This is a genomic window from Streptomyces candidus (genome assembly GCF_014207445.1).
Classification (GTDB): domain Bacteria; phylum Actinomycetota; class Actinomycetes; order Streptomycetales; family Streptomycetaceae; genus Streptomyces; species Streptomyces candidus.
Window position 1 is genome coordinate 91,979 of the sequence record NZ_JACHEM010000002.1, and the last position, 14,355, is coordinate 106,333.

Consider the following 14,355-nt stretch of genomic DNA (forward strand, 5'->3'; position numbering starts at 1 on the left):
GGCGCGGCGGGGAACGCGGCGGCGGACGGCGTAAGCAGTCCGGGGCTGCCCGAAGAGACTGTTTATCGTCAGGAAGACGACTATGATCGCGGCATGTCGCCCTACGATCCGTCGGCCTTTCCGCCCTTCGCCGTCACTGTGGATCTGGTCGTGCTCACCGTGCGCCGCCACGCGCTCTGCGCCCTCGTCGTGCGTCGCGGAGAACAGCCGTTCCAGGGTCGGTGGGCCCTGCCGGGCGGATTCGTGCGTGCGGACGAGAATCTCGCGGAGGCTGCGGCCAGGGAACTGTCCGAGGAGACCGGCCTGTGCGCGTGGCCCGCGGCGGCCGTTCCGGCCGCGGTGGGCGCACCGGACGTACCGGGGACGGCCGCCCGGGAGTTCTCCACCGCCGTTCCGGCCAACGGCGCCCATCTGGAACAGCTCGCCACCTACGGCGACCCCGATCGCGACCCCCGGATGCGGGTCGTGAGCGTGGCCCATCTGGCGCTCGCCCCCGACCTCCCCGCGCCGCGCGCGGGCGGCGACGCCAACAGTGCCCGCTGGGCCCCGGTGGAGGCGCTTCTCGACGGCAGCCACGGTTCCGGAGACAAGGACGGCTTCGACGCGGAGAGCGAGAAGGCCGGCCCGCTCGCCTTCGATCACGCGCGCATCCTCGCCGACGGCGTCGAGCGGGCCCGCTCCAAGATCGAGTACTCCTCACTCGCCACGGCGTTCTGCCCGCCCGAGTTCACCGTCGGGGAACTGCGCCGGGTCTACGAGGCGGTGTGGGGCGTCGCCCTCGACCCCCGCAACTTCCACCGCAAGGTCACCGGAACCCCGGGCTTCCTGGTGCCGTCCGGCGGGACGACGACCCGTCAGGGCGGCAGACCCGCACAGCTGTTCCGGGCAGGCGGGGCCACCCTGCTCAATCCACCGATGCTGCGTCCCGAGGTCTGACCACCTCGACCGGGCCGGCCCCTCCGTACAGGACCCTGCTCAGACACCCGCACGTTCTACCCCTGCGCCAAAAGTCCGAAATGTCGCGTTATCGTGCTGCGGTACCCGTCTCTGTCGGATGCGAGGGAAGAGACGCGAGGGAAACGATGCTCCAGGCCGTCGGACTCACCAGTACGCCCCGCCGGGCACGACCGCCGGCCGTGAACGATCTGACCTTCGCGGCCCGCCCCGGCCACGTCACCGCACTCCTCGGCGCCGCCGGCTCCGGCAAGACGACCGCCCTGCGGCTGATGCTCTCGCTCGAAGAGGGCCGCGGCGTCACCTACTTCAGGGGTCGGCTCCTGCACCGCATCGCCCACCCCGCCCGCGAAGTGGGGGCTCTCCTCGGCGACGTGCCCGGGCATCCCTCCCGTACCGCCCTGGGGCAGCTCCGCATGCTGTGCGCCGCGGCAGGCGTCCCAGCCTCCCGCGCCGACGAACTGCTCGACGTCGTCGGCATGAGCGAACTCGCCCACCACCGGCTCGGCTCGCTCTCCCTCGGCATGGACCGCAGGCTCGGCATCGCCTCCGCGCTCCTCGCCGACCCGCACACCCTCCTCCTGGACGAGCCCGCCGCCGGACTCTCTCCTCGCGACACCGCCTGGCTGTACGGGCTCCTGCGTGCCCACGCGGCTCACGGTGGGACCGTGCTGTGCACCACCGCCGACGCCAAGGAGGCCGCCCAGGGCGCCGACCGCGTCGTCACTCTCGACGAGGGCCGGCTCGTCGCCGACCAGGCGGCTGCGGACTTCGCCCGTACCCGGCTGCGTCCGCGCGTCGTCGTCCGTACCCCGCAGGCCGCCCGTCTGGGGGTCCTGGTCAGCAAGGAGGCCCGGGTCGCCCGACGCTCCGTCGAGGTCGTGCCCGAGGGCGGCAACCGGCTCCTCGTCTACGGGAGCACCTGTGCGGAGATCGGTGATACGGCCTTCCGCCACGGTGTGCTCCTGCACCAACTAGCCGACGAGACCGGAGACATGGGCACCCGTCCGGCCCCTGTCCCGCACCCCTCGGCCGCCGCCCCGCAGCCCTCGGCTCCCGCCCCGTCCGTCTCGGCCCCCGGCGCCCACCCCAGCTCCCCGAAGCACGCCTCCGCGCCCACCGCCCCGCACGCGCCGACCCCGGGCTCCCCGCACGCGCCGACCCCCACCCCCTCGCCCGCTCCACCCGGCGCGGCCCTCTCCCGCCCCGCTCCTCCGCTCCCACTCCGCGGTCCGCTGCGCCCGCTCCGGTACGAACTCATCCGTACGTTCGGCATTCGTCGCACGCTCCTCGCTGTCGTGGCCGCCCTGTGCGTGTCTGCCGTTCTGGCCGTCTTCCTCACGCACACCGGTGCGGCGCCCCTCCCGGCCGCGCTGGCCGGCTGGCCCGGCATCCTGCCGCTGCCTCCGGCCGCACTCGGCGCGGGCCTGCTCGGCGCGCTGGCCTTCGGCGACGAGTTCCGCTACCCGGCGCTGGCGACCTCCCGCGGCACTTCGCCCCGCCGTCTCGGCCTCCTCCTGGCCAAACTCACAGTGTCCGCAGGCCTCGCCCTGAGCCTCGCCGCAGGGGCGGCGGTGGTGGACTTCGTTCTCCTCCGCGTGCTGTACGGAGGGGAACTGGTGGCCGTGCCCGCCGGGCTGCTCGCCAGGGGAGCGAGCTGGGCCGCACTTTGCGTGGGCTGCGCCTGGGCCGGGCTGCTCGGCGCAGGGGTCTTCCGGGTCACGGCCGCCGGGCTGGCCGCCGTACTGGCCGTGCCCGTCGCCGTCGTGCCGGCCGTTCAGCACCTCCTCGCCGGACCGGCAGCACGTTCGATGGTCGGAGTCCCGGACAGGCTGCGGGAGCTGATGCTGCTGAGGCTTCCCGGCGGCGCGGACCAGTGGCTGCTCGCTGCACTGCGGCTCATCGCCCAACCGATGGGCGTGGCGCTGGCGTTGTCTGTCCCAGTGCTCCTGTGCGCGTATCTGCTCACGGGCCTTCGCCGCAAAGCCCGTTGGTGACCAAAGGTTTGCGCAGAGTCGCCCACTCGCCCACAACTCCCCAGGGAAAGCAGGTTTCTTTCCGATAAAGCGTCAATTGACGAGGGGGCGGTGATCACCCTTTCGTGTGCTTTTCACCAAAGACCTCAAGGGGCGGGGAAGTCACGCCGACAACTGATCCGTGAGTACCCTTGCGCACACCATGATGACCGCCGCCCGCCCCGTCGATTCAGGCCTCGCCGGACCTGGCGAACTCGACCGCTACCCCTTCGCGGAGACGCCCGGAGCCGACCGCGTCGGCCCCATCGGCTGGGACAGTCCGGAATCCGACCTGGGCCGGGTCGGCCGCCGCTCGGCCGGAAACCGTGGACGCGGGCTGCACGGTCAACTCGTTCAGCAGCTCGGTCAGATGATCGTTTCCGGTGACCTCGGGGCCGACCGCCCGCTCGTGCCGGAGGAGATCGGCCAGCGGTTCGAGGTCTCCCGCACGGTCGTCCGCGAGTCGCTGCGCGTCCTGGAGGCCAAGGGCCTGGTCAGCGCCCGTCCCAACGTGGGTACGCGCGTCCGCCCGGTCAGCGACTGGAACCTGCTCGACCCCGACATCATCGAATGGCGCGCCTTCGGTCCCCAGCGCGACGACCAGCGGCGCGAACTCGCCGAACTGCGCTGGACGATCGAGCCCCTCGCGGCCAGGCTCGCCGCCGGACACGGCCGGGACGACGTGCAACAGCGCCTCGGTGACATGGTCGAGATCATGGGGCACGCACTCGCCCAGGGGGACTCCCTCACCTTCTCCCGTGCCGATGCCGAGTTCCACTCCCTTCTCATCCAGCTTGCCGACAACCGGATGCTGGAGCACCTCTCGGGCATTGTCTCGGCGGCCCTTCAGGTGTCCGGCGGGCCGATCTTCGGCTGCGACCGGCCCACCGACGTCTCCCTTTCCCACCACGCGCGGATTGCCGACGCACTCGCGGCGGGCGACGGGTCGGGCGCGGAGTCCGCGATGCGTCAACTGCTCACTGTGCACCCGGAAGTGGAGCGCGTCGTACCCGCACCGCGCGAGCACTGACTGCCGGTCGTTTCCTCAACGGGCCACCCCGCGCGCGTGGTTGCCCCTCCCTGTCGCCGGACCCGTCGGGTTCGGCGACACGATTGTGGGCACTCGTCATGTCCTCGGGGATCCCCCGAGCCGAATGTGACTCGGCCCACGAAGTCGGGGGCGTAACGCTCCGGGAGATCCCGCGATGACCTAAGAGGTGACAGTCGAGGAGGGAAGCAAGTGCCGCTCGCGGCACCGCGGCCCGTCTGCGGTCGTTCGCCCGGTCCGCCGGTGCACCCCCAGCCGGTGGTCGTCGGCTCAGGCCCTCACGGGCGGGGTCGGACGCCATTTCCATCGTTCCGAGAGGTTGTTCGTGTCGGCCAGCACATCCCGTACGCTCCCGCCGGAGATCGCCGAGTGCGAGTCTGTGTTGGCGCTCATCGAGCGGGGAAAGACTGAGGGGCAGATCGCCGGCGACGACGTGCGTCGGGCTTTCGATGCCGACCGGATCCCACCGACCCAGTGGAAGAACGTCCTGCGCAGCCTCAATCAGATCCTTGAGGAGGAGGGTGTGACGCTGATGGTCACTGCCGCGGAGTCGCCGAAGCGTGCCCGCAAGAGCGCCCCGGTGGAAACTTCGGCCAAGCCTGCTGCCCCACGGACGCTCGCGGCGAGCGCCGCCGCCCCCAGGACGGTCGCGGCGGCCGCCGCTGTGGCGACGGAAGGCGGGGCCGGGGACGCCGTCGCGGACGAGCACGGCGCAGTGCCCGTCAAGAAGGCCGCCGCGAAGAAGACGACGCCCAGGAAGACCGTCGCGAAGAAGACGACCGCCAAGAAGACGACGGCCAGGAAGACCGCGGCGAGGAGCGACGACGGGTCCGACGACGCCACGACCGAAGAGATCCGGGTCAAGGCGGGCGCGGACGAAGAGGGCGGCGAAGGCGGCGAGGCCAAGGGCTTCGTACTCTCCGACGACGACGAGGACGACGCTCCGGCCCAGCAGGTCGCGGTCGCCGGCGCCACCGCCGACCCGGTCAAGGACTATCTCAAGCAGATCGGCAAGGTCCCCCTCCTCAACGCCGAACAGGAGGTGGAACTCGCCAAGCGCATCGAGGCCGGCCTGTTCGCCGAGGACAAGCTCGCGAACTCGGACAAGCTCGCGCCCAAGCTCAAGCGCGAGCTGGAGATCATCGTCCAGGACGGAGGGCGTGCCAAGAACCACCTCCTGGAGGCCAACCTCCGCTTGGTGGTCTCCCTCGCCAAGCGGTACACCGGCCGCGGCATGCTCTTCCTGGACCTGATCCAGGAGGGCAACCTCGGACTCATCCGTGCGGTCGAGAAGTTCGACTACACCAAGGGCTACAAGTTCTCGACGTACGCGACCTGGTGGATCCGCCAGGCGATCACCCGCGCGATGGCTGATCAGGCCCGCACCATCCGCATCCCGGTGCACATGGTCGAGGTCATCAACAAGCTGGCGCGGGTCCAGCGGCAGATGCTCCAGGACCTGGGCCGCGAGCCCACCCCGGAGGAGCTGGCCAAGGAACTCGACATGACGCCCGAGAAGGTCGTCGAGGTCCAGAAGTACGGCCGTGAGCCGATCTCCCTGCACACCCCGCTGGGCGAGGACGGAGACAGCGAGTTCGGCGACCTCATCGAGGACTCGGAAGCGGTCGTGCCGGCCGATGCGGTCAGTTTCACCCTGCTGCAGGAGCAGCTGCACTCGGTGCTGGACACCCTCTCCGAGCGCGAGGCGGGCGTGGTCTCCATGCGCTTCGGCCTGACCGACGGTCAGCCGAAGACCCTGGACGAGATCGGCAAGGTCTACGGGGTGACGCGTGAGCGCATCCGTCAGATCGAGTCCAAGACCATGTCCAAGCTGCGCCACCCCTCCCGCTCACAGGTCCTGCGCGACTACCTGGACTGAGCCGCGCCCCGGACTGCCGGGCCGGGCCCGCCGTGCGCGCGCCGTATCACCACGTACGCGGCAGCCGGGCCCGCGCACCGCGCGGGTGCGGGACACAAAAGCATCACTGACTCTGGGTGTGCGAAGTTCAACCCTGAGTCAGGAGGACGCATGCGTCGACCTACCAACCGGTCGCTGGCGGGAGCCCTCGCCCTCACGGCGGCAGCGGTCGCACTGCCTGTGGCCGCGGCAGGCCCCGCCGCTTCGGACGGCGTGATCATAGGAGGGCAGCCGGCGCGGGCGGGGGACAGCCCGTGGGTGGTGGCGTTGTCCAGCCGTGACCGGTTCGGCGGTACGCGGGCGGGACAGTTCTGCGGGGGAGTCCTGGTGGGCCGCACCAAGGTGTTGACGGCGGCGCACTGCCTGGGCCGGGAGGTGCTCGGCGCACCGCTGAGGGAGGTACGTGATCTCAGGGTCATCGCCGGGCGCGCCGAGCTGCGGGGAGGGGGCGGGAGGGAGATCGCCGTACGCAGGGCGTGGATCAATCCCTCGTACGACGCGCACTCGAACTCGGGCGACCTGGCTGTGCTGACCCTGGCCTCGGCGCTGCCGGCGGAATCCGTGATCAAGACGGCGGATACGGGCAGCCGGGCGGACGAGCCGGGTACGGCCGCCACGGTGTACGGCTGGGGCGACACGATCGGGGACGGGGCCTACGCGGGTTCCCTGCGGTCCGCCCGGGTCCGGGTGCTGCCCGACGAGACGTGCGCGAAGGCTTACCCGGCTACCGCCGGGGCCGCGTACCGCCCGGCCACGATGCTCTGCGCGGGGGACCCCGGGGGCGGCCGTGACGCGTGCCAGGGGGACAGCGGGGGTCCCCTCGTGGCCGGGGGGGAACTGATCGGCCTGGTGTCGTGGGGAAGCGGCTGCGGGCAGGCGGGCAGCCCCGGGGTGTACACCCGGATCTCGGCGCTGTCCGAGCTGTTCTCACCGAGGAGCTGACCGCGTCGGCCGTAGCGAGGTCGTCCTCGCGGCGCCACTCCGGCGGGAGAGGACCCTGCGGGACGGCCCTATAGGTGCCAGGGAGCCCTACGGGCCGCTGTGGCGCTCTTGGGCCGGCGCTGTCCCACCCCCGGGGAGCCGGGCTGCCCGTGGGCGCTGAGCGGGGCCCACGCCGTACGCGGAGAACGGAGCCGCCGTATCCCCTGCCCGTGACGGGCAGAGGGTCTCGCACCGAGGTGCCCCGTAAGAGCGCTGGCTCCGGCACATGAGAACGGGCGACTTCCCCCGCACACCCGGGGGCAGCCGCCCGTCGACCGGTCAGGGCCGGTCCTTGGCTCGTCGTGGACGCTCTCAGGGCGTCAGCGGTCGTCGTCCTCTGACGACGCAGGCGTGACCGTCAGCCGGTCCGTCTCGTCCTGTATTTCCGCGGCGATCTTCTTGAGCTCGGGCTCGAACTTGCGACCGTGGTGGGCGCAGAAGAGCAGTTCGCCGCCGCTGGCCAGGAGAACGCGCAGATATGCCTGGGCGCCGCAGCGGTCGCATCGGTCAGCGGCCGTCAGGGGGCTCGCGGGGGTCAGAACAGTAGTCACGTCGCCTCTTCTCTAGCTCGACGAGCTGTCGTACCAGGGTCAACATCCAACCAGGCCGAAAACGTTCCCGCTCGTGGCTTTTTCTTGAAACTTCTTCCGAAGGTCGTCCGGAGTGGTTGTCTGTTGCCGGTTGGCGGCGAATGAGCCGTATTGCGTCGCTTTACGGTTTCGCGTTGCTGGCTTGTCTTCGGGGGACACGTCCACCCGGCTGGATTGCCGGGTTGTTCAAGAGGACGTGCCCGGAGCCTAAATGGTTCATGCCCGGAAAGGAACGTGACATGTGCTTCACTCCATCGAGGGATCGAACACCTGTACGCCACTGGACTAGCATGAGTTTTGCCGAGGGTGGCGTGACAACCGCTCTACCAGGCCCCGTTACCCTCTGAGCGGCGACCGACGCCGACCCCGTACCCACTCGGGGCCCATTTGAAATTCAGCGAGGAGCGAACCGCGTGACCGCCGATACGACCGTCCCGTCCACCGCACTGCTGAGCGGTGCGGACCGTGACGGTTCCAATTACACCGCGCGGCACCTGCTCGTCCTCGAAGGCCTTGAGGCGGTCCGCAAGCGCCCCGGCATGTACATCGGGTCCACGGACAGCCGAGGCCTCATGCACTGCCTCTGGGAGATCATCGACAACAGCGTCGACGAGGCCCTCGGCGGCTACTGCGACCGCATCGAAGTGATCCTCCACGAGGACGGCTCGGTCGAGGTCCAGGACAACGGCCGCGGCATCCCCGTCGACGTCGAGCCCAAGACAGGCCTGTCCGGCGTCGAGCTCGTCATGACCAAGCTGCACGCCGGCGGAAAGTTCGGCGGCGGCTCGTACGCGGCCTCCGGCGGCCTGCACGGCGTGGGCGCCTCCGTGGTGAACGCGCTCTCCGCCCGCCTGGACGTCGAGGTCGACCGCAACAGCGCCACGCACGCGATCAGCTTCCGCCGCGGCGTCCCCGGCATCTTCACCGGATCCGGCCCCGACTCCGCCTTCGACCCGGGCAACGGCCTGCGCAAGGCCAAGCGGGTGCCCAAGACCCGCACCGGCACCCGGACCCGTTACTGGGCGGACCGGCAGATCTTCCTCAAGGACGCCAAGCTCTCCCTGGACACGCTGTACCAGCGCGCCCGCCAGACCGCCTTCCTGGTCCCGGGCCTCACCATCGTCGTCCGTGACGAGCGGGACCTGCAGGGCGTCGGAAAGAGCGAGGAGACCTTCCGCTTCGACGGCGGCATCAGTGAGTTCTGCGAGTACCTCGCGCAGGACAAGGCGATCTGCGACGTCATGAGGCTCACCGGCACGGGCACCTTCAAGGAGACCGTCCCGGTCCTCGACGAGCTGGGCCACATGACGCCCACCGAGGTCACCCGGGAACTGGCCGTCGACATCGCCCTGCGCTGGGGCACCGGCTACGACAGCACGGTCAAGTCTTTCGTCAACATCATCGCCACCCCCAAGGGCGGCACCCACGTCTCCGGTTTCGAACGCTCTCTCACCCGGACGGTGAACGAGTCCCTCCGCTCCGCCAAGCTGCTGCGGGTCGCCGAGGACGACGTCGTCAAGGACGACGCCATGGAGGGCCTCACGGCGGTGGTCACCGTGCGGCTCGCCGAGCCGCAGTTCGAGGGCCAGACCAAGGAGGTGCTCGGCACCTCGGCCGCCAACCGGATCGTCGCCAATGTGGTCGCCAAGGAGCTCAAGGCCTTCCTGACCTCCACCAAGCGCGACGCCAAGGCGCATGCGCGATCGGTGATGGAGAAGATCGTCGCCGCCTCGCGGACCCGTATCGCGGCCCGCCAGCACAAGGACGCCCAGCGTCGCAAGACCGCGCTGGAGTCGTCCTCGCTGCCCGCCAAGCTGGCCGACTGCCGCAGCGACGACGTGGAACGCAGCGAGCTGTTCATCGTCGAGGGGGACTCGGCGCTGGGTACGGCAAAGCTCGCCCGGAACTCGGAGTTCCAGGCGCTGCTGCCGATCCGCGGCAAGATCCTCAACGTGCAGAAGGCGTCCGTCTCGGACATGCTCAAGAACGCCGAGTGCGGCGCCATCATCCAGGTCATAGGAGCGGGGTCCGGGCGGACCTTCGACATCGACGCGGCGCGCTACGGCAAGATCGTGCTCCTCGTCGACGCCGACGTCGACGGCGCACACATCCGCATCCTGCTGCTCACGCTCTTCCAGCGGTACATGCGGCCGATGGTGGAGGCGGGGCGCGTGTTCGCGGCGGTTCCGCCCCTGCACCGGATCGAGCTGGTCCAGCCCAAGAAGGGCCAGGACAAGTACGTCTACACGTACTCGGACAACGAACTGCGGCAGACGCTGCTGGAATTCCAGCGCAAGAACATCCGGTTCAAGGACGACATCCAGCGCTACAAGGGCCTCGGTGAGATGGATGCCGACCAGCTGGCGGAGACCACCCTCGACCCGCGCTTCCGCACCCTGCGCCGGATCAACATCGGGGACCTGGACGCCGCCGAGCAGGTCTTCGACCTGCTGATGGGCAACGAGGTCGCCCCCCGCAAGGAGTTCATCACCAGCGCGGCGGCCACGCTGGACCGCTCCCGCATCGACGCCTGACCAGGGGCGCGCGAGCGGTCTTCTCAACCCGTGGGTGGAGCGAAAAGCTCCACCCACGCTCCGATCCGGGAACGCCCGCCGGTCCGTAATGTCGACGGCATGGGATCGCAGACGAAGCAGTCGCGCGGCGGGTTGACCGCCTGGCCCTCCGTGGAGGAGCTGTCGCGGCTCGGGGTGCCCCGGGTGCGCATGGCGATCGACTTCGTCATGTGGCTCGGGATCGGATTCTGGCTCATCTGGGAGGCCTACGACTCGCAGGTCTTCGGCGGAGCGGCCGTGGTGGTGCCCCCGCTCGCGATCGCGGCCGTCGTGGGCGCCGCCGAGCTGTACGACCGGCAGACCGCGCGGCACCGGCTGGGACCCTCGCTCGGCGTGCTCGGCGCGGTGACACTGCTGGCCACGGGGTCCTATGCGGTGGGGGCGAACACGCCCGGGGCCATCCTGCTGATCGTCTGCTCGGTGCAGGCGCTGCAACGGCTGCCGCTCGCGGTCGGCCTGCCGGCGAGCTTGGCGATCATGGGCGTGCACGCACTGGTCGGCGAGGTGAGCCTGCGCGAGATGGCCGTGGTGGGCGTCGGCATCGTCGTCGTCGGCTACATGCTGCGACTGGACGCACAGGCGCGCGGTTCGGGGTTCCGGCTGCTCGCCCAGGAGCGGGCCGCCCGGTTGGCAGAGGCCGAGTCGGCCGCCCTGGCGGAGCGGACCCGCATCGCCAGGGAGATACACGACGTCCTGGCGCACAGCCTGTCCGCGCAGATGGTGCACCTGGAGGCGGCCCGGCTGCTGATCGAGCGGGAACCGCCGGGGCCGTTCCGGGACGGGGTGCTGGAACGGGTCGTCGCCGCACGCGGCATGGCCAAGGAGGGGCTGGCCGAGACGCGGCAGGCTCTCTCGGCGCTGCGCGGGGACATGGCGCCGGTCGAGGACTACCTGCGGGAGCTCGCGGCCATGGACCGGGCGGAGGTACGGGTGACGGGGGAGCGCCGGAGCCTGTCGGCCGACGCCTCGCAGGCCGTGCGCCGAGTGGCCCAGGAGGCGCTGACCAATGTGCGCAAGCACGCGCCGGGGGCCGCGGTCCGGATCGAGCTCGCGTACGACCGGGACACAGTGGCCCTGGAGATACGGGACTTGGGCGGACCGGACGCAGGTGCGCCGGACGCCCGGGTGGAGCTGGCCAAGGCCGGCGCCGGTTACGGTCTGCTGGGTATGCGAGAACGCGCGGAACTGCTCGGGGGTTCGCTCTCCGCGGGGCCGGAGGGGGAGGGGTTCGTGGTGAGACTGCGGATGCCGGTGTGAGGGGCTCCCGTGGGACGGGGGACGCCAACGGTGCGCGGAAGGACGGGGTGCACGATGACGCGCTCCGACGGTCCGCCCCGGGACAGGACGCTGTGTCCGAAGGGGTGACCGCGATCCGCGTGCTGGTCGTCGACGACCAGGCGATGGTGCGTGAGGGGATCGTGCTGCTGCTGGGTCTGCTGCCCGGCATCGAGGTAATCGGCTCGGCGGGGGACGGCGAGGAGGCCGTCGCGCTGGTCGCCGCGCACGCCCCGGACGTGGTGCTCATGGACCTGCGGATGCCCCGCTGCGACGGGGTGGAGGCGACACGCAGGATCCGTGCCGGCCACCCGTCGACGCACGTGGTGGTGCTCACGACGTACGCCGATGACGACTGGCTGTTCCGGGCCCTGCGGGCGGGCGCCCGGGGCTACCTCACCAAGGACGCGGACGGGACGCAGATCCTGCGTGCGGTGCAGGACGTCGTATCGGGGCAGGCCGGACTCTCGCCGGGGGTGCAGCGGAGACTCCTGGAGCAGGTCACAGCGCCCGCACCCGAGGCGCCGGCACCCGGCGAACTGCCCGACGGGCTGACCCCGAGAGAGGCCGAGGTGCTGGTGCTCATCGCGGAGGGGCTGCCCAACGCGGAGATCTCGCAGGCCCTCCGCATCGGCCCCGCCACGGTGAAGACGCACATCAACAACCTCTTCGCCAAGACCGGCGTACGCGACCGCGCACAGGCCGTCCGCTATGCCTACCGGCAGGGCCTCGCCCAGCCGCCCCGCACGGGTGGATCCGGCGCAGACGTCACCTGATGGGGTGAAGAGAGGGCATTGCCGAGCCGGGGATCTTTCCGGTCTGCCCATCCTTGGGCGCGCGGTCCGGTCAGGCTGCGGGCAAGGAGAGTTGTTCGGTGGACAAGCACGAAGGGCGTGAGGCCGCAGCGATGCGGTTCGACGACCCGTGGTATGACGCGCTCGCCTCCGGGTGGGGCGAACTGGACGGTACGGGCACCCCGGCGCACCTGGTGCCGCCCGCGCGCGACGCCGCGGACCGCAAGATCAGCGCGGCCGACATCTACCTGGAGGTGCAGCGCAGCCCCGCCTTCCAGGAAGTGCGCAGCCGCTACCGGCGGTTCGTCGTCCCCGCGACCCTCGGTTTCCTCACCTGGTACGTCGCGTACGTGGTCGCCGCCACGGCCGCGCCCGGGCTGATGTCCCGCCCGGTGGCCGGAGCCGTCAACGTCGCGATGGTCGCGGGTCTGGGCCAGTTTCTCTCCACGTTCCTGTTGACCTGGGCGTACGCGCGGCACGCGAGGCTGCGCCGGGACCGGGCGGCCCTGGAACTGCGCTGGGACACACAGGAGTTGACCAGACTCAGCGCCTCCGTGCCCGGACCTCCGAGCGGGCTTGCCGCAGGATCCGGGGAGGCGCACCGGTGAACCACGGACACCAGACTCTCGCCCTGCTCCTGTTCAGCGCGTTCGTCGCGACCACCCTTGCGATCACCACCTGGGTGAGCCGCAACCGGCACGGTTCGGCGGAGGAGTTCTATGTCGGCGGACGCCTCTTCTCCCCCATGGAGAACGGTTTCGCCATCGCGGGCGACTACATGTCCGCCGCCTCCTTCCTCGGTATCTCCGGCCTCATCGCCCTCTTCGGCTACGACGGCATGCTCTACTCCGTCGGCTTCCTGGTCGCCTGGCTCGTCGTGCTGTTCCTGGTGGCCGAACTCGTGCGCAACTGCGGCCGGTTCACCCTCGCCGACGTCGTCGCCTCCCGGATGAGGGAGCGCCCGGTGCGGATCGCCTCGGGCACCTCCTCGGTCACGGTGTCCGTGCTCTACCTGGTGGCCCAGATGGTCGGCGCGGGCTCGCTCGTGGGGCTGCTGCTCGGCGGCAGCAGTGGGGCCGCCCAGACCTGGACGGTGATCGGCGTCGGCGCGCTCATGGTCATCTACGTGACGATGGGCGGGATGCGGGCCACCACCTGGATCCAGATCGTGAAGGCCGTGCTGCTGATGGCCGGTGCGCTCGCCCTCACCGTGCTCGTCCTGCTGCGTTTCCACGGCGACTTCAACCAACTGCTGACCACCGCCGCTCAGCGCAGCGGTCACGGCAAGGACTTCCTTGCCCCCGGCCTCAAGTACGGCGGCGGCTGGGTGGCGCGCCTCGACTTCATCAGCCTCGGGCTGGCCCTCGTCCTCGGCACGGCAGGCCTGCCGCACATCCTGTCGCGCTTCTACACCGTGCCCACCGCCCGCGCCGCCCGCCGCTCCGTGATCTGGGCGATCGGGCTCATCGGCAGCTTCTACCTGATGACAATCGTGCTGGGCTTCGGCGCGGCGGCCCTCCTCGGCTCCGACCGGGTGCGCGCCTCCAACGCCGCCGGGAACACCGCGGTCCCGCTGCTGGCCCTGGATCTCGGCGGAGGCAACGGTTCCACAGGAGGAACGGTTCTCTTCGCGGTCGTCGCGGCCATCGCCTTCGCCACCATCCTCGCCGTCGTCGCCGGGATCACCCTCGCCTCCTCGGCCTCCGTCGCCCACGACCTGTACGCGTCGCTGCGCAGCCGGAGCAGGCGCGCCAGGCCGTACAGCGAGGTCGCCGTCGCACGGGTCGCCGCCGGCGGGATCGGCGTCGTCGCCATCGCGCTCGGTCTCCTCGCGCGCGACCTGAACGTGGCGTTCCTCGTCGGCCTCGCCTTCGCCGTGGCGGCCTCCGCCAACCTCCCCGTCCTGCTCTACTCGCTCTTCTGGCGCAGCTTCACGACCCGAGGTGCGGTCTGGTCGGTGTACGGCGGTCTGCTCCCGGCCGTACTGCTCGTCCTGTTCTCCCCGGTCGTCTCGGGCAGCCCCGAATCCCTCTTCCCAGGCGCCGACTTCCAGTACTTCCCGCTGCAGAACCCGGGCCTCGTCTCCATCCCGCTGGGCTTCCTCGCGGGCTGGCTGGGCACCGTCATCTCGTCCGAACCACCGGACCGGGCCAAGCACGCGGAGACCGAGGTCCGCTCGCTCACCGGAGCCGGTGCGGCCTGACCCG

11 protein-coding genes are annotated in these 14,355 nt (G+C 70.7%); 10 read left to right on the plus strand and 1 reads right to left on the minus strand.

Annotated elements, in window-relative coordinates; genetic code table 11:
• Nucleotides 1-93 precede the first annotated feature (93 nt).
• The 5 genes from HNQ79_RS03455 to HNQ79_RS03475 all read left to right on the plus strand — a co-directional run bounded on the left by HNQ79_RS03455 (nt 94) and on the right by HNQ79_RS03475 (nt 6,877).
• Nucleotides 94-936: an NUDIX hydrolase gene (locus HNQ79_RS03455; protein WP_185026740.1), complete on the plus strand. Its 843-nt coding sequence runs from the start codon at nt 94-96 to the stop codon at nt 934-936.
• A 146-nt stretch (nt 937-1,082) separates the two neighbouring features.
• Nucleotides 1,083-2,951, plus strand: coding sequence for an ATP-binding cassette domain-containing protein (locus HNQ79_RS03460; protein WP_185026742.1), 1,869 nt, complete (start codon nt 1,083-1,085; stop codon nt 2,949-2,951).
• Nucleotides 2,952-3,111: 160 nt separating this feature from the next.
• Nucleotides 3,112-3,999 (plus strand): FadR/GntR family transcriptional regulator, encoded by an 888-nt coding sequence (locus HNQ79_RS03465; RefSeq protein WP_185026744.1) that lies wholly within the window; start codon nt 3,112-3,114, stop codon nt 3,997-3,999.
• A gap of 550 nt (nt 4,000-4,549) precedes the next feature.
• Complete coding sequence (locus HNQ79_RS03470) at nt 4,550-5,896, plus strand: RNA polymerase sigma factor (RefSeq protein WP_373312477.1); 1,347 nt, start codon at nt 4,550-4,552, stop codon at nt 5,894-5,896.
• A gap of 150 nt (nt 5,897-6,046) precedes the next feature.
• Nucleotides 6,047-6,877, plus strand: a complete 831-nt coding sequence (locus tag HNQ79_RS03475) for a S1 family serine peptidase (RefSeq protein ID WP_185026748.1) — start codon at nt 6,047-6,049, stop codon at nt 6,875-6,877.
• Nucleotides 6,878-7,236: 359 nt separating this feature from the next.
• Here the strand turns inward: HNQ79_RS03475 and HNQ79_RS03480 are convergent, their stop codons facing one another.
• The gene (locus HNQ79_RS03480; protein WP_185026750.1) at nt 7,237-7,467 is read right to left on the minus strand and encodes a DUF7455 domain-containing protein; all 231 of its coding nucleotides are present in this window, start codon (nt 7,465-7,467) and stop codon (nt 7,237-7,239) included.
• 452 nt (nt 7,468-7,919) lie between these two features.
• Here HNQ79_RS03480 and HNQ79_RS03485 point away from each other — a divergent pair, with 452 nt between their 5' ends.
• From HNQ79_RS03485 to HNQ79_RS03505, 5 genes are all read left to right on the plus strand, one after another.
• Complete coding sequence (locus tag HNQ79_RS03485) at nt 7,920-10,040, plus strand: DNA gyrase/topoisomerase IV subunit B (protein WP_185026752.1); 2,121 nt, start codon at nt 7,920-7,922, stop codon at nt 10,038-10,040.
• Nucleotides 10,041-10,139: 99 nt separating this feature from the next.
• Nucleotides 10,140-11,336 carry a sensor histidine kinase gene (locus tag HNQ79_RS03490; RefSeq protein WP_185026754.1) on the plus strand — a complete coding sequence of 399 codons (1,197 nt, stop codon included), beginning with the start codon at nt 10,140-10,142 and terminating at the stop codon, nt 11,334-11,336.
• A 143-nt stretch (nt 11,337-11,479) separates the two neighbouring features.
• Nucleotides 11,480-12,130, plus strand: coding sequence for a response regulator (locus HNQ79_RS03495; RefSeq protein ID WP_221507357.1), 651 nt, complete (start codon nt 11,480-11,482; stop codon nt 12,128-12,130).
• A 131-nt stretch (nt 12,131-12,261) separates the two neighbouring features.
• A complete protein-coding gene (locus HNQ79_RS03500; protein WP_185027587.1) occupies nt 12,262-12,756 on the plus strand; it encodes a DUF485 domain-containing protein in 495 nt (164 codons plus the stop codon).
• Complete coding sequence (locus HNQ79_RS03505) at nt 12,753-14,351, plus strand: monocarboxylic acid transporter (protein WP_185026756.1); 1,599 nt, start codon at nt 12,753-12,755, stop codon at nt 14,349-14,351. The genes HNQ79_RS03500 and HNQ79_RS03505 overlap by 4 nt, the downstream gene beginning before the upstream one ends.
• Nucleotides 14,352-14,355 lie beyond the last annotated feature (4 nt).

Excerpts from the sequence above, each read along its gene's own strand:
- HNQ79_RS03490 (WP_185026754.1), top strand. The coding sequence starts at position 10,140 with ATGGGATCGCAGACGAAGCAGTCGCGCGGCGGGTTGACCGCCTGGCCC.
- HNQ79_RS03460 (WP_185026742.1), top strand. The coding sequence starts at position 1,083 with ATGCTCCAGGCCGTCGGACTCACCAGTACGCCCCGCCGGGCACGACCG.
- HNQ79_RS03455 (WP_185026740.1), top strand. The coding sequence starts at position 94 with ATGTCGCCCTACGATCCGTCGGCCTTTCCGCCCTTCGCCGTCACTGTG.
- HNQ79_RS03500 (WP_185027587.1), top strand. The coding sequence starts at position 12,262 with ATGCGGTTCGACGACCCGTGGTATGACGCGCTCGCCTCCGGGTGGGGC.
- HNQ79_RS03470 (WP_373312477.1), top strand. The coding sequence starts at position 4,550 with ATGGTCACTGCCGCGGAGTCGCCGAAGCGTGCCCGCAAGAGCGCCCCG.
- HNQ79_RS03475 (WP_185026748.1), top strand. The coding sequence starts at position 6,047 with ATGCGTCGACCTACCAACCGGTCGCTGGCGGGAGCCCTCGCCCTCACG.
- HNQ79_RS03495 (WP_221507357.1), top strand. The coding sequence starts at position 11,480 with ATGGTGCGTGAGGGGATCGTGCTGCTGCTGGGTCTGCTGCCCGGCATC.